Source organism: Methanorbis rubei (genome assembly GCF_032714495.1).
GTDB lineage: Archaea > Halobacteriota > Methanomicrobia > Methanomicrobiales > Methanocorpusculaceae > Methanocorpusculum > Methanocorpusculum rubei.
Map to the genome: position 1 here is coordinate 177,707 of NZ_JAWDKB010000002.1, position 21,502 is coordinate 199,208.

Below are 21,502 nucleotides of genomic sequence, written 5' to 3' on the forward strand. Positions count from 1 at the left end.
AAGAAAGGCAGATTGTCACAAGTCAAAATATATGTGGCATGCAGGCCAATAGAGTAACGAATGAGACAGATAGCCCTCTATGGCAAGGGAGGTATCGGAAAATCCACCACATCCGCAAACCTTTCGGCTGCGTTTGCGGAGAAGGGTCTGGACGTCATGCAGATCGGATGCGATCCCAAACATGACAGCACCAGAATGCTGATGCACGGCCGCTGGATTCCTACCGTACTCGAACAGATGTACGAGCGAAAGGATCTTGAGATGGACGACGTCATCTTCACCGGTTTTGGCGGAGTGCGGTGCGTGGAGGCAGGAGGGCCTGAGCCCGGTATCGGCTGTGCCGGCCGCGGCATCATTGCAACGTTTCAGCTGCTCGAAAAAATGAAAGCCCTGCACGGAGACGTGGTGGTCTACGATGTGCTGGGCGATGTCGTCTGCGGAGGATTTGCAATGCCGATGCGTGATGGCTATGCACAGGAGGTCTATCTGGTAACGAGCGGTGAACTAATGAGTCTGTATGCGGCAAACAATATCTGCAAGGCAATTGCCCGCCTTTCACAACGAAGCACCGCAAGATGCCGGCTTGGCGGCGTCATCTGCAACTCGAAAAATATGGATAATGAACGAGAGCTTGTCGCCGAATTTGCGAAGCGGATCGGATCAAAAATGGTTGAGTTTGTTCCCCGCGACAAAGCAGTTCAGGCTGCCGAAGTCAACCAGATGACCGTGATTGAACATGCCCCGACATCGCCGCAGGCAGATGTCTACCGCAGACTTGCCGGAACCATTCTCGCAAACGATGACTTACGTATCCCCACAGCCCTCGATCTTGATGAACTGGAAAAACTTGCCAGGGCATATCTATGAATCACGAATGGCAGGATGCACCTTAACCGGTGCCCTGTCTGTCGCCTGTTTTATTCCGGGAGCAGTAGCTGTCGTCCATGCTCCCGAGGGCTGCGTGCACCAGACCTTTTCGATGCTGCATGCGATGATGAATGACTGCGATGTGTCCCAAATTCCTGAGATCATCGTTTCAGGAATCGGGGACCGTGAGGTGATCTTCGGCGGCGAGGACTGCCTGACCGCAGCCCTCGACCGTGCGGCGGCACTGAACCCTGATCTGATTTTTGTTGTGACCTCCTGCGTGCCGGAGACGATCGGTGATGACTGCGGTGCGGTCTGCAGCCGCCATCCGTCTGCTGACAAAATAATTTATGTGCCGACATCCGGATTTCTTGGAGGAAGTGCCAAGGACGGGGAGAATGCTGTTCTCACTGCTCTTGCATCATGCGTTCCGCTCTCCCAAGCGGTTCCGGGAACGGTTGCCCTTATCGGCGAAAAAAATCTTGAGTCTGAAGCTGATCAGAATTATGCCGAGGTCGAACGCCTGCTTGCCCGTCTCGGCCTTCGGGTGACGGTCAGGTTCTGTCGGGGATGTGATGCTGCGACCCTTATGCATCTTGGAACTGCGGAGTGTTTTATTCTGCGTGATGACCGATGCCGGCCCGCGGCCGAAGCGATTGGTGAGCGGTTCAAACGACCGGTCATCCCTGAGTTTCCCGGCGGACTTTCCGGCTGCATTGATTTTTTGAAAAATGTTGGCCATGCATGCAGCATCCCTGAAGAAAAAATTGCGTCAGCAGTGCAGGATGAACTTCTGTATCAGGATCAGATGCTGAAAAAATTTTCAGGACTCACCAAAAAAACAATCTGTCTTGGTGCGGAACCGTTTGCCGGAACGTCTGCGGTTGCCCGCGAGGCGATGGAGAGGCTCTCGATGCAGGAGAGCGAGTCCGGGTTTCCCGTCAAACTGCCGTTTTATCTTCCGGTTGGTGCTGCTGGTGTTGAGAAGATGCTCTATCTCTGGCGTCGGGCGGTGAACAATGGCTGACGGAGGATGCACCAATCCGGTCTGGCCGTGTGCAATGACCGGTGCTGCGGCAACTCTTGCCGGTTTTCCTGATCTCTGCGTGATCATTCACGGCTCGTCCGGCTGCTACTACTATCCGAAGTCGCTGCTGAAGGTTCCCTTGTTCAGCACCTATCTGCTGGAGTCAGAGATTGTATTCGGCACCATTGACCGGCTGCATGAGGTGGTGTCTGAGGTCGCTGCAACCGGCAGGCCGGTTGCGGTGGTGAACACCTGTGTTCCGGCACTGACCGGTGAAGATCTGAAGACTGCATTCGCCAGCGGCTCGGCAATTTTTGTTGACGCCCCGGGCTTCTCAGGAAATGTTGAAGCAGGAGCTGCAAAAGCGTTCGCCGCTCTTGCTCCCTCCTGCTCTACAGAGCGGCCAGGCGTGAACATCGACGGCATCAATCTGCTGGATATTTTCTGGCGCGGCAATCTGCATGAGACCGAGCGTCTGCTTGGATTGCTGAAAATTCCAGTCACGGTGCGTTTCTGCCGTGACAGTTATGCAAATCTCCGTGCCGGAGCATCCCTCTTCACGGTCTCTGCCAACTCTTCGTACGCTTCCGGTGTCGGGGACAATCTTGGCAGCATGCTGTTTTTAGACATTCCGGATACTGTTGCAAAACTTCAGGAACAGTATCCTGATGCTGACACGGACGCAGTCCTCACTGAGTGGGCACGTGCTGAGGATCAGATATACTACTCCTGTGACAAGTATCTGCGAAAATACAATCCTCCGGTCGTGGCGGTTGCTGCGCAGGAAAGCTACGCGGCCTTTGCCAAGACTATGATGGAGCGCTACTTCGGATCCGACGTCCCGGTCGTGTTTGCACGTGACCAAGGTTTGGGCCGTGTTCCCTGTTCCGTGAACTCTGTAGAGATCAACACCGCTGTTGCGTCAGCTGAGCCTGATCTGATTCTCGGCTCAACGTTTGAAGCAGCCGCCTGCAGGACAGCGGCATTCTTCGGAATCACCCCGCCTGACCGCAGCCGCATCTCAATTGCGGCCCGCCCTCTTGCAGGAGTTGAGGGCGGTCTTAAACTGACGGAAGGGGCACTGAATGCCCTGATGAATATGCATGCGAATTTAAAACGCGAATCCCGCGAATAAAAAAATCGCCAATGGCGATTTTTGAGAAATTACTAAAATTGCTTATTTTTATGCACTCCTCTCAATCCAGAGAAACACTAAATATTTTTTAATTTCGCCATTCGCATTTACGAATATCATTATAAAAATATATTCATGTAATTTCTTATTTGCTCACATTCCGCGCGAAATAAGATCTTTCTATGATCTATATTCTCTATTTATAACGATTCATCATTTTCGACCGCCAGCAATTTATAGCTCTGAAATCAATGCATATTTCGACACATGACTGAAAGTATTTCCACGAATGTCGCAAAGACGATCAACCCGGCACCAATCGGTCTGTTCGGATTTGCATTTACCACGATTATGCTGAGCTTATGCAACATCGGCGTTTTCGAAATGAACACTGTGATCATCGGTCTTGCATTCCTCTTTGGCGGTCTGGCACAGTTTCTCGCAGGCCTTCTGGAATGGCGGGGCGGCAACATCTTCGGCATGGTTGTCTTCACCTCGTTCGGCATGTTCTGGCTGGTGTTCGCACTTTCAGCCGTCCTTCCTGCAATGGGTCTGGGAGAATCCGCGACACCAGTTGCCATGGGATGCCATCTTGTACTCTGGGCAATCTTTACCGCAACCGTTGCCTTGGCCGCAACCGGCAAAGGAATTGTTCTCCCTGTAACACTCTGGCTCGTCTGTGCCGTCTTCATCTGCCTCGCAGCTGCTGACTTCACCGGCCTTATGTCAGTGAAAGTGTTCGGCGGCTTCCTTGGCGTGGTTGCCGGAGCATGTGCCTACTACATCGGCACCGCGGATCTGATCAACGGCATCCATGGATGCAAAAAACTCAAACTCTAACTTTTTTTTGCGTTGTTCGTAGCTCCGCCCACGGAAAATCGGAACACACAGAGTTTCACAGAAAAAAAAACATCACGGAGAAGACGTGAACACCACGGAAATCTATCGAGATAAATCATGGGAGGGCATCTTGTGTTTTAAAAATTCAAAGTTCCGTGTTGTTCACGTCTGCTCCGTGATGTTTTTCTGTGTGCTCCGTTTTTCCGTGGGCGGAGCGATGTCAAACAAAAAAGTCTGCGGCAGTAAAAACCGCCGCGAAAATATCTTACATCACTGACTCGATTCTGTTCATTGCCTCTTCGAGCCGCTCCATCGAAGCTGCATACGAAATGCGGAGCCAGCCCGGAGCACCAAAAGCCGTTCCCGGTGTTGGAGCAACATGCGCCTTGTCAAGCCACAGGTTCGCAGTCGCCACATCATCGCCGCCGACATTGATGAACGCATAGAACGCTCCCTCAGCTGGAGCCGTCCTGAGACCCATTCCTGCAAGTCTGCCGATCACAAACTTCTTGCGGCGTTCAAACTCCTTTCTCATCTCCTCAACACAAGACTGATCGCCTTGCAGTGCGGCAACACCGCCCCACATCGCAAACGTGTTCACGCAGCCGACCGAGTGCTGCATGACCTTGTCCATTGCAGGGATCACATCAAGCGGAGCCGCAAGATAGCCGAGCCGCCATCCGGTCATCGCATAGGCCTTCGAAAATCCGTTGATCGTAATCGTTCTCTCATGCATGTCGCCCACTGTTGCGATCGAAACATGCTCTTTGCCGTAGACGAGTTTCTCATAAATCTCATCAGACAGACAGAACAGATCATGATCCATGCACGCATCTGCAATCAACCTCAGTGATGATCTGCCGAGAACCGATCCGGTCGGATTCGACGGAGAGTTTACAATGATCATCTTGGTCTTATCGGTTATAACCTCGTAGATCGACTCGTCCACCTGAAAATCAGCATTCAGCGAGTAGTGAACAGCGCGTCCGCCTGCAATCTGCACGCACGGCTCATACGAAACCCAGGACGGATCAATAACCACGACCTCGTCCCCTTTGTTCAGCATCGCCATCATCGTGATGCGGATAGCATCCTTTGCTCCCGCAGTCACCATGATCTGCTTCTGGGTTGCAGGGATATGGTTCTCGTTCTTCAGCTTGTCAGCGACTGCATTTGTCAGTTCGGGAATTCCCCGTGACGGCGCATAATGCGTCTCGCCGCGGTTCAGTGCATCAATTGCCGCCTGCGTGATATGTGCCGGCGTTGCAAAGTCAGGTTCTCCCACCGCAAGACCGATCACATCAATGCCTGATGCGATCATCTCCTTTGTCCGGTTGCTCATAGCCATCGTAGCCGACGGCGCAACTCCCGCTATCGTCTCCGAGAGCTGTCTCATTACGCAAGTCTCCGGACCATCTTCACCGCAGACTCAACAGCACGCTTGCCGTACTCAACTCTCTCCGTAGCCTCAAGTCTGGTCATGCCGGGTCCGGAGATTCCGAGGGCGACTGGCTTGTCAAACTCAAGGGAGAGATCGATGATCTTTCGTGCTGCATGCTGAACCACAATCTGATCATGATCGGTTGCGCCTTCAATCACACATCCGATTGTTATCACCGCGTCGATATCGGATTTTTTCAGGAGTTTGCGAATGGCAAGCGGCATGTCGTACACTCCCGGAACATAGAGCCGGTCGCTCACTGTTGCTCCGAGGAATTTTGCGTGTTCCTCTGCTTCCATCTCCATCATATAGGTAAGATCGCGGTTGAATTCTGCGACAACAAATCCGAGTCTGACTGATTGATCGATCATGAGTAATCTCTGTACAATTCTGTCGCAAAAGTATATAGTGGTTCACAAAAAAGTGTCAACCCAAAAATGAGTTGTGGTGATTTATATTTATTTTACTGCTTCTTTGCCACTGCCTGTTTTGATCTCTGGTAGCACCAGGAAAAAATCAGCACTGAGAGAGGAACCAGAATAAGAATACCGATGCCCGTCGGAGTTTCTGAGACAAGATACCAGCCGAAATTGTTTGGGGTGAGGAGGATGAGTAGTACGATGTGAACAATACTCAGCCCAACAGCAATCAGCGTTGCGATTACGACCGTGATCTTTTCACGGTAGAAGTACCAGATAATTCCGCTTACCACACCGGCGATGATAGTTGCGAGACAGCATGGAATAACCGTTGCACCACCGAGGCTGAATCGGTATACCGAGCCAATAATTGCTGCACCAATACCAATGATAGGTCCAAACCAGAGACCGCCATAGATAGGACCGCCGTCACGGACATTCAGCATCGCACCTTCATACTGAATACTCGCAATCGATCCTACGAGTGACATTATACCAAACAGCACAATACCGATCGAGTATCTAATCCAGTCGGTAAAATCCCCTTTCATATTATCCAGAAGTCCGCTTCTTCCAAGGGCAATACCTAATAGTGCTGCAAACCCGAGGTTGAAACCAATCAGAGTCATAAAATCCACCACAACATCCGTCATTGTACTTACTATCTATCCATCTATCAGTATTTGATGATGACGGTTATTTGTGTCATTTTTAGATAATCTAACACTCTCGCTCGAAAAATATCCGAGAACTCATGCGCAAATCGCCGCAAAAAAGAATAATTGTACTTTAATCACTCGCGCTCATGCCCGTGCCGGTGATGCAGGTCTGGTGTGTGGGGATGATCATGACTCTGATCCTCATGCGTGTGCGTGTGCGAATGCTCGTCAGCGACAGGGGGGTCGTGCGTGTGGGTATGATGTTCGTCGTCATGGCTGTGGCGGTGTTCATGCGTGACAACAGCATGTGTATGTCGGTGATGATGGCCGCCGGTCGCAGCAAAGTAGGCTCCAAGGATCATGATTACCGTCGCCACCGCAAACGAGAGTGTGAGATCAGTTCCGAATATGGCAAAGGAGAGGGCAACACCGATGAAGGGGGCGACCGCGTAAAATGCACTGGTCTGTGCAGCGCCGAGAGTTCTCTGGGCAAGAACATAGAAGTAGATCGACAGACCGTAGGCAAAAAATCCAAGCAGCAGTGCGGCAAGCACACTTCCCATGCTGCCAAAGATTGCTTCGCCCGCGAAGAACGCGAGGATCAGTGCTCCGGTTCCGGCACCAAATCCTTTGATAACCACAATCTCTACCGGATCTTTGAGCGAAAGCATTCGTGTGCAGTTGTTCTCAAATCCCCAGGCGACGCAGGCAAGCAGTACAAGAATTGATCCTTGCGAGAATGCAAGGCTTCCCGCATCCTCTACGGTGAGAAGGATGCTTGCAAAGACAATCAGAATGATCGCAATGCCAAGTCTCCGGTCGATAGACTCGCGGAAGACAAAAAATGCAACGAGAGCTGTTGTGACGATCTCAAAGTTGTTGAGAAGCGAGGCGTTTGCAGCAGTCGTCATGGTGAGTCCGAACATCAGAAGAACCGGCGCTGCAATGTCAAGCAGAATCATGCCGATAACATACGGCAGATCTTTTTTTCCGAGCGGTGCCTCCCGACGTGTCTTGTTTCGTGAGGACTGGAGAAGACTTACCGCGAACATGCCGATTCCTGCCCCGAGATACAGCAGTGATGCAAGAAGTGCCGGAGGAATGCTTTCGAGCAGCAGCTTTGCTGCGGGCGAGCTGATGCCGTAGAGCACTGCTGCGAGAACGGCAAAGCCGATCGCCGCATGTCGTGGGTTTATGGAGTTTCGCATATGTTTGAGAGTAGTAGTTTTCTTGGTAGGTCCATATAATTCTGTGTTAGAACCGGAATTTGTATTTTTGTCGTAGCTCCGCCCACGATTAGCATGCCTCCGGCCTGCTCACTGCTTCGCAGGAAAAACGGACCACACGGAACTTTACAAAAAAACATCACGGAGCAGACGTGAACAACACTGAAGGAGAATAATTATTTAGGAGTTACGCGGTATGAACTAGCATAAGGAAAAAGAATTTTTTGTAGGTGGTCTCGTTTGGAGTAACCACGGAACACACTGAACACACGGAATTTCACGGAAAAAACACAGAATACCGCTTCGCTTACGGAAAACACGGAAAGACTAAGGAAGTTGGCATCTCAAAACGGTGACATATACCAATACCCGTACACTTAGGCTTTCCGTGTTTTCCGTAAGCGAAGCGGTATTCTGTGTTTTTTCCGTGAAATTCCGTGTGTTCAGTGTGTTCCGTGGTTACTCCAAACGAGACCACCTACAGAAAAATCCCAAACAATGAAATTCATCACCGCGTAACTCCTATTATTTCAAAAACGATTCATTTCCGTGCTGTTCACGTCTGCTCCGTGATGTTTTTCCGCGATATTTCAGTGTGTTCCGCTTTTCCGTGGACGGAGCTACGACAAAAATACAAAGACCCTGAAAAAGAGAAACTTCTATACCGGTGAGGACTTAGTTAGATACAGCATTATGTCATCAAAGCCCTCGCTGTTGGAGAAGCTGAAGTCAGATGATCCGAAGATCAGTCTCGTTCGCGACATCTTGTCGGTCATCATCATTGTTGCCGTTATTGGCGCAGTATTATTTGGCGTATCAGGAACATGGCCGGCGATCGTTGCTGTTGAGTCAGGCAGCATGGTGCCGAACATGAATGTCGGCGATCTGATATTTGTCGTTGAAGAAAACCGGTTCGGCCCTTTGATGACCTCGGTTGAAGCACAGGCTGCAAATGTCACCTCCTTTGGCGGTTACGGCGACGTCATTATCTATCAGCCGAACGGCAACTCACAGGTGACGCCTATTATTCATCGTGCGCTCGGAGAGATCAATGAGTCAACAGCTCTTGAAGCAGGTCTTGCGAATGGTGGGTACATCACCAAAGGAGATAATAATTCGATAATCGATCAGAATGGAAGCTTTACTACAGTCGGGAGAATGCAGCCGGTGAAGGATGAGTGGGTTGTCGGCAAAGCATTGTTTGCCATTCCGCTGGTGGGATATCTGCCGCTGCACATCTGGGAGTTTGCTGTTGTTGTGATCATTCTTCTGATCGCGTGGGAACTTTACAGCCGCAGAAAAGAAAAAGTAAAGCAAGATGCAAAGAAGCCTCAGAAAAAGAGTAAGAAATGACCGCCTCACGACTGACCAACGCAGATCTGCACAGAATTCTTGACGATGCCAAAGCCGGTAGCCGCATAAGCGAGTCTGATGCCGCCGCTCTCTTCCGGCTTACCGGCCGCGATGTGTGGAAAGTGGCATCAGCCGCTGACGAACGCCGCGAGGAGATGGCCGGCGATGTCGTGACGTACGTCCGCAACATGAATCTGCATGTAACAAACATCTGCAAAAACCGGTGCGGCTTTTGTGCGTTCGGCAGAAAATCAACCGACCCTGATGCATTCTGTTTCACGGACGAAGAGTTCCGCGAGCATGCCCGCGACGCTGCGAGCAAAAATGTCACCGAGGTCTGCTATCTTGCAGGCGTTCATCCCTCGTTCACCATCGAAAGCTACGAGTCGATGATTCGTACGCTGTGCGAAGAGATCAAAGACGTGCATGTACATGGATGCAGTCCTGATGAGATTTCGTTCGCCGCACGGCAGAGCGGGCTTACAACCAAAGAGGCGCTGGCCCGTCTGAAGGCAGCAGGTCTCGGCTCAGTGCAGGGGACTGCTGCTGAAATTCTCGTGGACTCTGTTCGCGAGGTTATCTGTGAGAAAAAAATTTCGTCAGCCGAGTGGGTGAGAATTATTCGCGAGGCACATGATCTCGGCTTTCAGGCAACGTCCACGATCATGTACGGCTCGGTGGAAAACCCCACGGAACGTGCAGCTCATCTTTCGATCATTCGTTCTCTGCAGGATGAGACGAACGTGTTCACCGAACTTGTGCCGCTTTCATTCCTGCATCATAACACACCGCTCGCACGAAACGGCAAAGTTGTCTATGGTGCCACAGGTCGCGAGGACATTCTGCTTGTTGCGGTCTCGCGTCTGTTCCTGGATAATATGAGAAACATTCAGGTGCCCTGGTCAAAGATCGGACAGAAGATGACGCAGGTCGGTCTTATGGCAGGAGGTAATGATGTTGGCGGTACGATGTTTGTGGACTCTTTGTCAAGAACTGCGGGTGCAGGGGAGGAGTCTGATTTCTTTGATCCAAATGATATGCGGTATCTGTGCAGCGACATCGGCAGAACGCTTGCACGAAGGGATACGCTGTATCATATTCTCGAATAATTTTTTTCAAAACGCGAATAACGCGAATAAAAAATCGCCAATGGCGATTTTTCAAAATAAATAAATTATCCACGTTTCTCTGAACGAATAGATCTGTTCAAAAATAAATAACTTTAGTAATCCCTTAAAAATCGCCATTGGCGATTTTTTATTCGCCGTATTCCGCGAAGCGGTGAGCAGGCCGAAGGCATGCGATTCGTGTTTCCTTTTTTTCTGAAAAAATGAAAATTATCGTACGATGCCCACGTACGGCAGGTTCCGGTACTTCTGATCCCAGTCAAGCCCGTATCCCACAACAAAATCATCGCCGATAGTGAATCCGATGTAGTCTCCTTCGAAGGGAACAACCCGGCACTCATGCTTGTCCAAAAGAGAACAGACCGCAAGGGATGCAGGGTGCCGTGAAAGAATCAGCTGCTTTACATGGCTGAGTGTCCTGCCGGTATCAATCACATCCTCAACAATTATCACATGCTTTCCGGCTATTGCCTCTTCTGGCACATCCAGCTTCATCACCAGATTTCCGGTCGAGTTTTTTCCCTCATAACTTTTTGCCTGAATGAACTCCATAAACACCGGAAGAGTCATGCGTTTTGCAAGCTCGCAGGCAAAGAAGCAGGCACCTTTCAGAGTGCAGAGAAATATGATCTCTTTTCCTGCGTAATCGCAGTCGATTCTCTCTGCCAGTTCCTTGATGCGTGCATTGATTTTTTCCTCAGGAATCAAAACGTCGATAGTATCCGCCATACAACTCTGCTAATCTATTGCACAAATCCGCCAATAACTCTGCCGGTGAAAAAAATGTGTGATACCAAAAAAAGATTTAGTGAGTTTCGTCTTGGAAATTTTTTTCAATAGGACTTACGCGGTGATGAGTTTCATCGTTTGAGATTTTTCTGTCCTTGACCTCACTCGGAGTAACCACGGAATGCACGGAAATATCACAGAGTTTCACGGAAAAATAAAAATGCACGGAGAACGCCTGCGGCGCCGGAATGCACGGAATATATTTTTCATATTTTGAGAGAGTAAAAGGGAATAAATTGTCTCGGAAATCTTTCCGTGCATTCCGGCACCGCAGGTGTTCTCCGTGCATTCCCGCGAAGCTGCGAAGCAGTGAGCACGACGGAATGGCGTGCGAAGCGGTGAGTAGACCAAAGGTATGCGATTTTCCGTGAAGCTCCGTGATATTTCCGTGCTTTCCCGCGAAGCGGTGAGCAGGCCAAAGGCATGCGATACGTGGTTGTTCCAAGCAAAACCACACCGCGTAACTCCTATTCAAAAAAAATTGTCGCAGAAATATTTTCTGAGTGTTGCTGAAGTAGATTACACAAATTGCAGGCCGAAGGTATGCGACTCGTGTTTTTTTCTTCATCACGCAATTGATTTTTTTCCAATAGGAGTTCCGCGGTGTAATGCAGCATCCTATTGAAGAATTAGACTTATCACCAATTTCATGTTTCAGCCCTCTCACTACCTTGCAGAATTACACCGCGGAACTCCTATTTACAAAACTCATTTTCCCATTTTACCACTGCCATCGAGCGAAGCGAGTGAGTCCGAGTCGGTTTGATTCTGTGGGCTGTCCCGCCCGGTTTCCGGGTGGAAGCAGCCCACATTAGAATCGAAGCAGGGCGGTCATCACCCACCATTCTTGTCATCAGTATTGCCGCTCAAGGCATTGCCGGAGCCGTTCTCATCCTCGCAGGCCACATTTATGCATGGAATGGCGACTCACGAAGTGAGGAGCCGAGCACGACGGAACGGCGTGCGATGACAGATGGCTCGATCCAATTCATCGGACAACTGCTGATGAAGATAAGGAGTAAGACACCAAACAGGCCAAACGCCGATGAAGATCGGGAGTAAAAAACTCCCGAACTATTTCTTTCGCAAGCTCCGACTCCCATGATGAATAATCCACAACGTCGCCTTTGTTGGATTATTCCTCATCCAGGCATCCACAATAAACTGCGCCTTCTCAGAATCATACTTATACAGATCATTCAGATTATTCGCAACCGTCCGCTGAACATACGTATCCTCATCATAACGCAAATTGCTCAAAATCTCCACATAGAGATCAAACTGCTCCACCGCCGCCGTCATCTTCTTCGCCCACGGCAGACTCACCCGCATACACTCGCTCGATAACCGCCTCACAAACACATTCTTTTCCAGACTCCACCGTCTCAAAACCGTCATACTCTTTTTCGGATACGCCACAATCAGCGGCCGCATCGCAAACTCCCCGGTATGCCTTTTCGTAAGCTCCTTAACAAACATAACCGACGCAGTAAAATGTTCCGGATACTCAACGCAGTGAGCTTCTACATACTTCCCAATCGGAGCAAGCCACATCCCCTCAGAATACATATCTCCAATTGAGGACAGCTTCGGCCCTAACATCTCTCCAAACAATTTGATGGTTTCCGGATACTCAGGCAGGTAGCGGTCAAACACCTCCACAATAGCATACATCCGCTGGGTGTACTCCTTTCCCTCCACCGCCGCCGTAACATCAGCAACAAACCCGTCCCTATCCAGAGCCTCGTACCTTTCGGAGATTCTATCTGCCAGCATTTTGGCATAATCGTGATTATAGTAGTCTTTGATAAGCATAGACAACCTACTTATGAGCAGTCGACTGTTAGAAATACCGCTTCTAACACGAAAAATATAGAGGTTCAAAAATGATAACCAACACCCTGCTCATCAAACTCAAAGACCAGAAAAACATCGACCAGGCAAAATCAACACTTCTCAGCATGAAAGGAAATATCGACGTTCTGCGTGACGTTCAGGTCGAAAAAAACATCCGCCCAGGCCCGTCTGCATATGACATTCTCTTAGTCACGCACTTCTCCTCAATCGAAGACATGAACGCATACCTGATTCACCCTTTCCATGTCGAAGTATCCAAGTACATCGCAGGCGTAGTGGAAACATCAGCATCAGTATGCTATGAAAAATAGATGAAACTCTCTCTATTATACCAACTATTTTTTTATATTTTTTTCAAAATAGGAGTTCCGCGGTGTGAATCTGTGGTTGATTTTTCCAAGTAAAACCCACTTACCACTAACCCGTCTACATTTTTCAGAAAAAAATCACTAAAAATTTTTGTGAGAGTGCAGCCGGTGAAAAAATGTTCAGGCAGAGAGATTTCTGCCGAACTCTTTTGCCTCCGCAATTTTTTCCGGAAACTTTTCCAGATCCGTTATCGCATCAAGCTGATTCTGCCAGACAAGACCGCCATCAGAGCATCCGAAAAATCCGGCTATCATTTTGAGATATGCATTGATAGGGAGAATGGTCTCCTCGCCGCTTCCACGACAGGTCAGCACCAGTGAAATTTTTTTGCCGGAAAGGCAGTCTGTTCCTATTAGTGCGTACAACCGATCCAGCATCAGATATGACTGGGCATTCAACCGACCGAAATAGACGGGGGAACCAAACACAATGGCATCAGCCTTTTGGATTTTTTCATAAATCTCAGTCATTCCATCCTGCTGTACACAGGTTGTGCTGCCGTTCTTACAGCGGTCGCAGGCAAGACATGGACCAATTGTTCGATCACTCAGACAGATCAGCTCCGTATCCGCACCATTCTCCTCTGCGCCGGCAAGAATATACTCGACAAGTTTTTGGCTGTTTCCATTTTTTCGCGGACTCGCCGCAATCCCTATTACATTCATACCACATACTTTGCGAGTATATGAAATAAATTACATACCGCTGAAAATACTATATACTATCTAAAAGAATAGTTATTCCGTCTCTATGAAATCTGAGAAGAAAATCATCCCTTCTGTTACCTGTCCGATATTTCGTGCACAAAAGATCATCAGCGGAAAATGGAAGATATATCTTCTGTATCTGTTGAGCCAAGGCACCAAACGATTCAGCGACCTGTACCGCGAAACTCCCGGCATCACTCAGGCCATGCTCTCAAAACAGCTGCGGGAACTTGAAGCTGCGGGAATTATTTCCCGCTACGTCTATCCGGAAATTCCTCCAAAAGTTGAGTACTCTCTCACCGAACTGGGACAAAATTTCATGCCGGTACTGGATGAACTTGCAAAATGGAGCTGCACTCATCTTCATCCTGAAGAGGGCGAAGAAAAAATATCCGGCAGCGCGTAGCTGCACAAAAAAAATAAAAATAAAAAAAATATTTTTTTCTTACTCAGCGTGGTAGTGGCTGAGCGGTTCGATCGTGATCGTATTCGTCTTCATCGACTCGATCGCAAGTGCTGCTGCCTCTGCCCCGAAGATGGTTGTGATGTAGGGGATGCTGTAATCGATCGTCGCCCGCATGATATGGAAGTGATCAGCCCGTGCAATTTTGTCGCCCGGTGTATTAATGATCAGATCAATATCAGCCGCACGGATCATATCGATGATGTTCGGCGAACCCTCCTGCACTTTTCTGACCAGATTCATCTTGATGCCCTGCTGATCCATGAACTTGACCGTTCCATCAGTTCCGTAGAGCGAGAACCCGAGGTCGGCGAGCTTCTTCACGATCGGCAGAATCTCATTCTTCTGCTGATTGGTTACTGAGATGAACACCTTTCCTTTCAGAGGAAGTTTGTTGTCTGCTGCCTGACTTGCCTTGTAGAAAGCGCGGCCGAAGTCATAATCGATACCGATGACCTCACCCGTACTCTTCATCTCTGGACCGAGAATCGGATCAACACCCGGCAGTCGGGAGAACGGCAGGAGAACTTCTTTGACCGCAACATGCTTGATCTCTTTTTCCTGATACGGCATATCAGCAAGCTTCTTGCCAAGCATCACCTTTGCTGCAATCTTTGCAAGCGGAAGACCGGTTGCCTTTGCCACGAACGGAACCGTTCGGCTGGCACGCGGATTTGCCTCAAGAACATAGATCGTTCCCTTGTGCAGAGCGTACTGGATGTTGATAAGACCAACAACACCAAGCGAGAGTGCGATCTTTCTCGTGTAATCCTTCACGGTATCGATCTGTTCCTGCGTTAAGGTCTGGGTCGGAATCACACAAGCCGAGTCACCTGAGTGAACGCCGGCCTCTTCGATGTGTTCCATCAGCCCTCCAATCAGAACATCTGTTCCGTCACTGACCGCGTCCACATCAAGCTCGGTTGCATTGTCGAGGTATCTGTCGATCAGCACCGGATGGGTGTTTGACACTCTGACCGCTTCCTTGATGTAGGTCTGCAGCTCAAGCTCATCGTGGACGAGCTCCATTGCACGGCCGCCGAGAACATAGCTCGGGCGGACGAGAACCGGGTAGCCGATCCGCTTTGCAATTTCGTACGCTTCTTTCTCCGAGTATGCGGAACCGTTCGCAGGCGATGGGATGCCGTCTTTTTCGAGGAGAACACTGAACCGGTTTCTGTCCTCTGCAACATCCATGTTGTCAGGGCTGGTTCCAAGAATCTTTGTCTTCAGACCGAACAGCTTGATCTCTTCCTGAATCGGAATGGCAAGGTTCACCGAGTTCTGTCCGCCAAACTGCACCATCACGCCGTCGTAGTCTCCTTTCCTGAGAATGTTGACCACGTCTTCAAGCTGCATCGGTTCAAAGTAGAGCCGGTCAGAAGTGTCGAAGTCTGTTGAGACGGTCTCAGGATTATTGTTGAGAATGTGGACCTCGATGCCTTCTTCACGCAGCGACTTGACTGCATGCACTGTACAGTAATCGAACTCAATACCCTGACCGATACGAATCGCACCGGAACCAAGAATGAGCACCTTCTTCTTCGGCGAGTCACGCAGTTCGCACTCCTGCTCCCAGGTGGAGTAGTAGTACGGCGTCTTTGCCGGGAACTCTGCTGCGCAGGTGTCCACCATCTTGTAGGTCGGGAGACCGACGAGGCTTTCGATCTTATAGATGTTCCATCCGGTAAGTTCGCGAAGCTCGGCGTTCGAGAACCCGAATTTTTTCGCGGTCTTGACCAGCTCTTCGGTCGGGTGTTCGCGCAGTTCAAGTTCGATGTCAACGACATGCTGGATTTTTTCAAGGAAGAACGGTTCGATCTGGGTCAGCTGGTGAACCTCATCGATCGTCATGCCAAGCCGGAACGCATCGAACAGTGTCGGGAACCGTTCGTCGGTCGGGCGCGAGAGGATCATTTTGATCTCGTTGATGTCGGTGTGGTGGTAGATGTCGGTGTCAAGTGAGCGAAGCGCCTTCTTGAATCCTTCCTCAACCGTTCTGCCGATTGCCATGACCTCGCCCGTACTTTTCATCGCCGTGGTGAGAGTTCGGTCAGCAGTCTTGAACTTGTCAAACGGCCAGCGTGCAACTTTGACCACGACATAATCGACTGCCGGCTCAAAGCATGCAGGGGTTGTGCCGGTAACGGTGTTGGTGATCTCATCAAGCCGCATACCGATCGCAATTTTTGCGGCAACCCGCGCAATCGGGTAGCCGGTTGCTTTTGATGCGAGTGCTGAGGACCGCGAGACACGCGGGTTTACTTCGATGATCCGGTAGTCGCCGTTTCTGAATGCGAACTGGACGTTGCATCCTCCCTGAATGTTCAGGGATCTGATGATCTTGATCGCAGCTCTGCGCATGATGCCGAACTGATCAGCGGTCAGCGTGAGGATTGGTGCGACTACGACAGACTCGCCGGTGTGTACACCCATCGGGTCAACATTTTCCATTCCGCAGATGATGATACAGGTGTCGGCTGCGTCACGCATGACCTCGAACTCGATCTCGTTCCAGCCTTTGACCGACTCTTCGATCAAAACCTGGTGGACACGGGACTTGGTAAGGCCGTGTTCAACAATTTTTCTGAGCTCCTCTTTGGTCTCGGCAACTCCTCCGCCGCTGCCGCCAAGGGTGTATGCGGGACGGATGATTGCCGGAAGACCGACGACTGCGAATGCTTCTTCGAGCTGTTCCATCTTGGTTAAGATGAAACTTCGCGGGACCGGTTCACCGATCTCGACCATGAGGTTCTTGAACATCTCACGGTCTTCGCCGTGATAAATTGCTTCAAGCGGTGTTCCAAGAATCTGGACACCTTCGAGAGCCCCCATCTCGTAGAGCTCAGCGGTAAGGTTGAGACCGGTCTGGCCACCCATGCCGGAAAGAATTCCGTCCGGCTTTTCCTTCTTGATGATCTCGGCGATGATCTCGGCCTTCAGCGGCTCAACATATACTTTGTCCGCGGTTTCCGGGTCGGTCTGAATTGTTGCCGGGTTGGAGTTGACCAGTACGACCTCGATGCCTTCTTCGCGGACGGCTTTACATGCCTGGCTTCCTGCGTAGTCGAACTCTGCCGCCTGTCCGATCTGAATCGGTCCGGAACCAATTAAGAGGACTTTTTTGAGTGTTGGATTTTTAGGCATCTGGGATTCCTCTGTACATGATGTCGTAGATTGGTTTTTCCGCTCCGTCGTGAACAGCGTCGTGTTCGGGGTGGAACTGCACACAGTAGACGCCGAGGTCATTGTTGACAAAGCCCTCGACTGAGTTATCGTTTAAGTTGACGCAGGATACCTGGCATCCTTCCGGCAGGCTGTCGCCGAGTACTGCGTAGCCATGGCTCTGGAAGGTGACGGCAACTGAGCCGTCAGAAAATTTCACCGGCTGGCTTGCACCGCGGTGGCCGAGCTTGAGTTTCTCCACTTCGCCGCCAAGTGCGCAGGCAATGATCTCGGTTCCCATGCAGACGCCCTGCACCGGAATGGTTCCAAGAATATCTTTCACCGTTGCGATTGCTTTGGGTGCGGCGAACGGATAACCGGGGCCGTTTGTGACAAAGAGTGCCTGCGGTTTTCCGGCAAGGATTACGTCGGCCGGAGTTCCGTACGGGTAGACGGTGAGGTCTGCCCCGCGATTATTCAGGCTCTGGAGGATGGATCTTCTGCAGCCAAGGTCAAGCACAGCAATCTTTTTTCCAGGGCCAGGGATATGATATGTTTCTTTGCAGGTGACGTTTTGGATGAGCTCGCGGGTTTCCTGAACCGGCGCGTGTTGTGCGAGTCGGACCGCTTCGTGTCCGTCGTCAGAGCCGGTAAGGAGTGCGGCACGCATGACACCATGTTCTCTGAGTTTGATGGTGAGCATGCGTGTGTCGACTCCTTCGATTCCAATCAGCCCGTTCTCCTCAAAGTACTGCGCCAGGGTAGGTTCGTGCTTAGGGAACTCGCAAAGTTCGCGGACAACTGCGCCCGCTGCATGTACTTTGCTGCTCTGGAGCTGATCGGGGTTCGCACCATAGTTTCCGACAAGCGGGTAACCGAACATCAGGAGTTGTCCGGCAACGCTTGGGTCACTAAGGGCTTCCATGTATCCGTTGGATACGAGGGTGACTACCATTTCACCGGTTGTAACGCCTTCGACGCCGAATCCGCTGCCGGTAATGATAGTTCCGTCTTCAAGTCCTAAGACCGCCTTCATGATTTTGTACCATCTACATGTCGGTTGCGAGGGATAATAAGATTAATCTATGATTGCTATTGTGAATTTTTCACAATTTCTATTGTATTCTGAAAAATATATGTTTTTGATATTTTTCTCAATATTGATCTCTGAATTAATATATTTTCCCGGGCGCATTCTGCATGTAGTCGATAGATGTTTCTCTTTTGGCAGTCAAAATTACTTACACATGTCTGAATCACTGAAGCGGCGGTGTTGGTTGGTATGATTCCGCTTTCGGATCTGATCGATGACCTTCATGCACGAGATGCGAAGCGGGTAGCTGTTCAGTTACCGGAGGGTCTGAAGCCGGGAACCGCAATGCTTGCGGCAGCCCTCAGGTCCGAAGGGTTTGAGGTTGTTATCTCCGGCGATGCATGTTGGGGCGCGTGCGATCTCGCGCTTGATGCACTTGCCGATGCTGATGTACTGGTGCACATCGGTCACACGCCGGTTACGAATCAGGAAAATGTGATCTATATTCCCTTTCATCAGGACATCGATGTGGAAACTCTCGCCTCCGTAGTTCCGGCTCTCGCAAGTTTTGGAAAAGTTGGTGTCGTGACAACGATTCAGCACGCTCACCAGACCGAGGAGATCGTTCGATGGCTGAACGATCACGGTGTCTGTGCCACAACAGGCGCAGGCTCGTCCCGCACTCCACTCGCAGGACAGGTGCTTGGCTGCACGTATGCATCCGCAAAATCCGCAGACGCTGACGCATATCTGTTCATTGGAACCGGTGTGTTTCATGCAATCGGCGTCTCACTTGCAACCGCAAAGCCGACGTTCGCCCTCGACCCCTACGCTGAAGGCGGCGTGCAGGAGGTCTCTGCCGACAAACTGCTGCGCAAACGGTTTGTGCAGATTGAAAAAGCAAAGTCTGCACAAAACTTCGGCATCCTGCTCTCCGCCAAATCCGGCCAGTGCAGAAAAGATCTGGCAAAGTATCTTGAAAGCCTCACCGACAAAGCCTCGATCATTCTCATCCGCGAGGTCTCGGAGATGCAGCTGCGTAACCTCGGCTTTGACGCCTACGTAAACACGGCATGCCCGCGGCTTGCGCTTGATGATCAGAGCAGGTTTCCGGTACCTGTGCTCTCGCCTGCTGAGTTTGAAATTGTGCTCGGGCTCCGGTCCTGGGATGACTACGCAATTGACGAGATAGAATAAAAATATGAAACTCCGCCAACTTGAGATACAGCTTCAAAAGATCAAAGGCTTCGACCGACCTGACGCATCATTCGAGCAGTACATGACGCCCGCAACGCTTGCGGCACGCATGCTGTTTCATGCAAACATGAACGGCGACATCGACGGTGCCCGCGTCTGCGACCTTGGATGCGGAACCGGCATGCTTGCTGTCGGTGCAGCCCTTCTCGGGGCTGAAGTGACCGCCGTTGATTTTGATCCAGCAGCCCTTGCCATTGCCCGCGAAAATGCCGAGGTGTTCGATGTTGAGATCACATTCATCGAGCACCGTGTTGGGGGAGCCGCTCCGCTTGAAGTCACCGTCGACACTGTCGTGATGAACCCGCCATTTGGCGCACAAAAGGAACATGCCGACCGGCCGTTCATCGACACAGCTCTCGCGATCGCCCCAACCTGCTACGGCATATTCAATGCAGGGAGTATCCCGTTTCTCTCAGCCTACACAAAAGGCCGTGCCAGAATGGTGGAAAAAATTGCTGCAAGTCTTGTAATCCCCAAGCAATTTGCATTCCACACCAAAGACTCTCTGGAGATCCCTGTTGAAATTGTGCATCTGGAAAGGATAGAATGAACGAACTTGCAAAACGTATCTCCGTCCTTGCCGCAGGGCACGGAGCGGTTGACTTCTACCTGCCGGTTATTTCAGCGAGCCTGCCGGTACTGATCCCGATCTTTGCCTCGCAGGGAATCACCTCGTACGCGATGGCAGGATTTCTGGTAACTGTTATCACGCTCACGCTTGCAGTGGTCCAACCACTTGCCGGCTGGCTGCAGGACAACGGGAAGTGGACGATTGGTGCCAGCTGGTCAGTGCTGATGACCGCAGTTGCCATCAGCATGTTTGCATTCATCCAGAACTACTGGATTCTTCTGATTCTTGCGATCGTTGCGGGAGTCGGCAACTCGATGTTTCATCCGAATGCGTACCAGCAGATCTATCAGTTCTCAACCCCCGCAAACCGCGGAACTCTCCTGTCCCTGTTTTCGGTAGGCGGCAGTTTCGGGTACGGGGCAGCCCCGCTTGTTGCCGGAGCACTTCTGGTGTGGGCCGGTCTCCCCGGTCTCATCTATCTGATAATTCCTGGAATTCTTGTGGCAGCCCTCCTCCTCAAATTTCCGCAAAAGCCGGTTTTCGTAAAAAGAGAGATTGATGCAACAGCTTCGGGCACCAAATCAGGATGGAGGCGTGCAGGAATGATGCTTGGAATTAGTTCGATGCGGACATGGGTCTACTACGGTTTTCTGGCATTTGCAACGGTCTACCTCACCACGTATGCAGGCGTCCCCTACTTCTATGCAACGCTGCTCGTTACCGGTATGTTTTACGCAGGAATGATTGCGACTCTTGTCGCAGGATTTTCTTCAGACCGGTTCGGTCGAAAGGAAATTCTTCTGATCTCTTATGCCTGCTCGATCCCCGCCTACCTTGGAATTTTCCTGCTCCCTGCTCCCCTGTCCCTTGTGTCACTCCTCGCCGCAGGATTTTTCCTGATGGCTCCGGCAACGATTGAGATCGCGACCGTGCAGGAGATGATGCCGGGCAGCGTCGGGTTTGCGTCAGGTATTGTGATCGGCATTCCGCAGGCACTGAGTGCGGTGTCGATTGTGGTGATAGGTGCTCTTGCCGACAACGTCGGTATGCCGACCGCTTTGACATGGCAGGTTGCACTGATGGGACTCGCGGTTGTGTGCTGTCTTGCCCTGCCGTATCCGATGAAATATTTCCACAGAAAAGTTCTCTCGAAGTAGAGAATATTTTGTGGAAATTTTTTTTGAAAAATATTTTTTT

21 protein-coding genes are annotated in these 21,502 nt (G+C 50.6%); 12 read left to right on the forward strand and 9 right to left on the reverse strand.

The genetic code is table 11. From position 1 onward, the window contains the following. Positions 1–60: 60 nt before the first annotated feature. The 4 genes from cfbC to McpCs1_RS02840 all read left to right on the forward strand — a co-directional run bounded on the left by cfbC (position 61) and on the right by McpCs1_RS02840 (position 3,869). Positions 61–867, forward strand: coding sequence for a Ni-sirohydrochlorin a,c-diamide reductive cyclase ATP-dependent reductase subunit (cfbC, locus tag McpCs1_RS02825; RefSeq protein WP_338095743.1), 807 nt, complete (start codon positions 61–63; stop codon positions 865–867). After that, on the forward strand, positions 833–1,894 hold the full coding sequence (locus tag McpCs1_RS02830) for a nitrogenase component 1 (RefSeq protein WP_338095744.1): 1,062 nt from the start codon (positions 833–835) through the stop codon (positions 1,892–1,894). Before cfbC ends, McpCs1_RS02830 begins: the two co-directional genes overlap by 35 nt. Further along, positions 1,887–3,029 carry a nitrogenase component 1 gene (locus tag McpCs1_RS02835; RefSeq protein WP_338095745.1) on the forward strand — a complete coding sequence of 381 codons (1,143 nt, stop codon included), beginning with the start codon at positions 1,887–1,889 and terminating at the stop codon, positions 3,027–3,029. Before McpCs1_RS02830 ends, McpCs1_RS02835 begins: the two co-directional genes overlap by 8 nt. A gap of 267 nt (positions 3,030–3,296) precedes the next feature. Further along, on the forward strand, positions 3,297–3,869 hold the full coding sequence (locus McpCs1_RS02840) for an acetate uptake transporter (protein WP_338095746.1): 573 nt from the start codon (positions 3,297–3,299) through the stop codon (positions 3,867–3,869). A gap of 265 nt (positions 3,870–4,134) precedes the next feature. Here McpCs1_RS02840 and McpCs1_RS02845 read toward each other — a convergent pair whose 3' ends face one another. From McpCs1_RS02845 to McpCs1_RS02860, 4 genes are all read right to left on the reverse strand, one after another. Next, positions 4,135–5,265: a pyridoxal phosphate-dependent aminotransferase gene (locus tag McpCs1_RS02845; RefSeq protein ID WP_338095747.1), complete on the reverse strand. Its 1,131-nt coding sequence runs from the start codon at positions 5,263–5,265 to the stop codon at positions 4,135–4,137. Beyond that, on the reverse strand, positions 5,265–5,681 hold the full coding sequence (gene ribH, locus McpCs1_RS02850; RefSeq protein ID WP_338095748.1) for a 6,7-dimethyl-8-ribityllumazine synthase: 417 nt from the start codon (positions 5,679–5,681) through the stop codon (positions 5,265–5,267). The genes McpCs1_RS02845 and ribH overlap by 1 nt, the downstream gene beginning before the upstream one ends. 92 nt (positions 5,682–5,773) lie before the next feature. Further along, positions 5,774–6,358 (reverse strand): LytS/YhcK type 5TM receptor domain-containing protein, encoded by a 585-nt coding sequence (locus tag McpCs1_RS02855; RefSeq protein ID WP_338095749.1) that lies wholly within the window; start codon positions 6,356–6,358, stop codon positions 5,774–5,776. 164 nt (positions 6,359–6,522) lie between these two features. Beyond that, entirely contained in the window at positions 6,523–7,596 is a 1,074-nt protein-coding gene (locus McpCs1_RS02860) for a DMT family transporter (protein WP_338095750.1), read from the reverse strand. Positions 7,597–8,307: 711 nt separating this feature from the next. Here McpCs1_RS02860 and McpCs1_RS02865 point away from each other — a divergent pair. Both McpCs1_RS02865 and cofH read left to right on the forward strand, forming a co-directional pair. Next, positions 8,308–8,967 (forward strand): signal peptidase I, encoded by a 660-nt coding sequence (locus tag McpCs1_RS02865; RefSeq protein WP_338095751.1) that lies wholly within the window; start codon positions 8,308–8,310, stop codon positions 8,965–8,967. Further along, entirely contained in the window at positions 8,964–10,076 is a 1,113-nt protein-coding gene (gene cofH / locus McpCs1_RS02870; RefSeq protein WP_338095752.1) for a 5-amino-6-(D-ribitylamino)uracil--L-tyrosine 4-hydroxyphenyl transferase CofH, read from the forward strand. The genes McpCs1_RS02865 and cofH overlap by 4 nt, the downstream gene beginning before the upstream one ends. Before the next feature lie 228 nt (positions 10,077–10,304). Here cofH and hpt read toward each other — a convergent pair whose 3' ends face one another. Beyond that, complete coding sequence (gene hpt, locus McpCs1_RS02875) at positions 10,305–10,823, reverse strand: hypoxanthine phosphoribosyltransferase (protein WP_338095753.1); 519 nt, start codon at positions 10,821–10,823, stop codon at positions 10,305–10,307. A gap of 822 nt (positions 10,824–11,645) precedes the next feature. Here hpt and McpCs1_RS02880 point away from each other — a divergent pair. Next, positions 11,646–11,945 (forward strand): hypothetical protein, encoded by a 300-nt coding sequence (locus McpCs1_RS02880; RefSeq protein WP_338095754.1) that lies wholly within the window; start codon positions 11,646–11,648, stop codon positions 11,943–11,945. Positions 11,946–11,957: 12 nt separating this feature from the next. On the opposite strand, the gene McpCs1_RS02885 is transcribed toward McpCs1_RS02880, so the two are convergent. Next, complete coding sequence (locus tag McpCs1_RS02885; RefSeq protein WP_338094657.1) at positions 11,958–12,698, reverse strand: hypothetical protein; 741 nt, start codon at positions 12,696–12,698, stop codon at positions 11,958–11,960. Positions 12,699–12,769: 71 nt separating this feature from the next. Between McpCs1_RS02885 and McpCs1_RS02890 the strand changes: the two genes are divergently transcribed. Then, the gene (locus tag McpCs1_RS02890; protein ID WP_338094658.1) at positions 12,770–13,051 is read left to right on the forward strand and encodes a Dabb family protein; all 282 of its coding nucleotides are present in this window, start codon (positions 12,770–12,772) and stop codon (positions 13,049–13,051) included. Between the two features lie 177 nt (positions 13,052–13,228). Here McpCs1_RS02890 and McpCs1_RS02895 read toward each other — a convergent pair whose 3' ends face one another. After that, positions 13,229–13,774 carry a flavodoxin family protein gene (locus tag McpCs1_RS02895; RefSeq protein WP_338095755.1) on the reverse strand — a complete coding sequence of 182 codons (546 nt, stop codon included), beginning with the start codon at positions 13,772–13,774 and terminating at the stop codon, positions 13,229–13,231. A gap of 85 nt (positions 13,775–13,859) precedes the next feature. Here McpCs1_RS02895 and McpCs1_RS02900 point away from each other — a divergent pair, with 85 nt between their 5' ends. Continuing rightward, on the forward strand, positions 13,860–14,222 hold the full coding sequence (locus tag McpCs1_RS02900) for a winged helix-turn-helix transcriptional regulator (RefSeq protein WP_338095756.1): 363 nt from the start codon (positions 13,860–13,862) through the stop codon (positions 14,220–14,222). A 39-nt stretch (positions 14,223–14,261) separates the two neighbouring features. Here the strand turns inward: McpCs1_RS02900 and carB are convergent, their stop codons facing one another. After that, complete coding sequence (gene carB, locus McpCs1_RS02905; RefSeq protein WP_338095757.1) at positions 14,262–17,426, reverse strand: carbamoyl-phosphate synthase large subunit; 3,165 nt, start codon at positions 17,424–17,426, stop codon at positions 14,262–14,264. Next, a complete protein-coding gene (carA, locus tag McpCs1_RS02910) occupies positions 17,419–18,480 on the reverse strand; it encodes a glutamine-hydrolyzing carbamoyl-phosphate synthase small subunit (protein WP_338095758.1) in 1,062 nt (353 codons plus the stop codon). Before carA ends, carB begins: the two co-directional genes overlap by 8 nt. 246 nt (positions 18,481–18,726) lie before the next feature. Between carA and dph2 the strand changes: the two genes are divergently transcribed. The 3 genes from dph2 to McpCs1_RS02925 are packed head-to-tail and all read left to right on the forward strand — an operon-like array spanning position 18,727 to position 21,462. Beyond that, on the forward strand, positions 18,727–19,674 hold the full coding sequence (dph2, locus tag McpCs1_RS02915; protein WP_338095759.1) for a diphthamide biosynthesis enzyme Dph2: 948 nt from the start codon (positions 18,727–18,729) through the stop codon (positions 19,672–19,674). Positions 19,675–19,678: 4 nt separating this feature from the next. Next, positions 19,679–20,284, forward strand: a complete 606-nt coding sequence (locus McpCs1_RS02920; protein WP_338095760.1) for an METTL5 family protein — start codon at positions 19,679–19,681, stop codon at positions 20,282–20,284. Further along, entirely contained in the window at positions 20,281–21,462 is a 1,182-nt protein-coding gene (locus McpCs1_RS02925; RefSeq protein ID WP_338095761.1) for an MFS transporter, read from the forward strand. The genes McpCs1_RS02920 and McpCs1_RS02925 overlap by 4 nt, the downstream gene beginning before the upstream one ends. Positions 21,463–21,502: the final 40 nt, after the last annotated feature.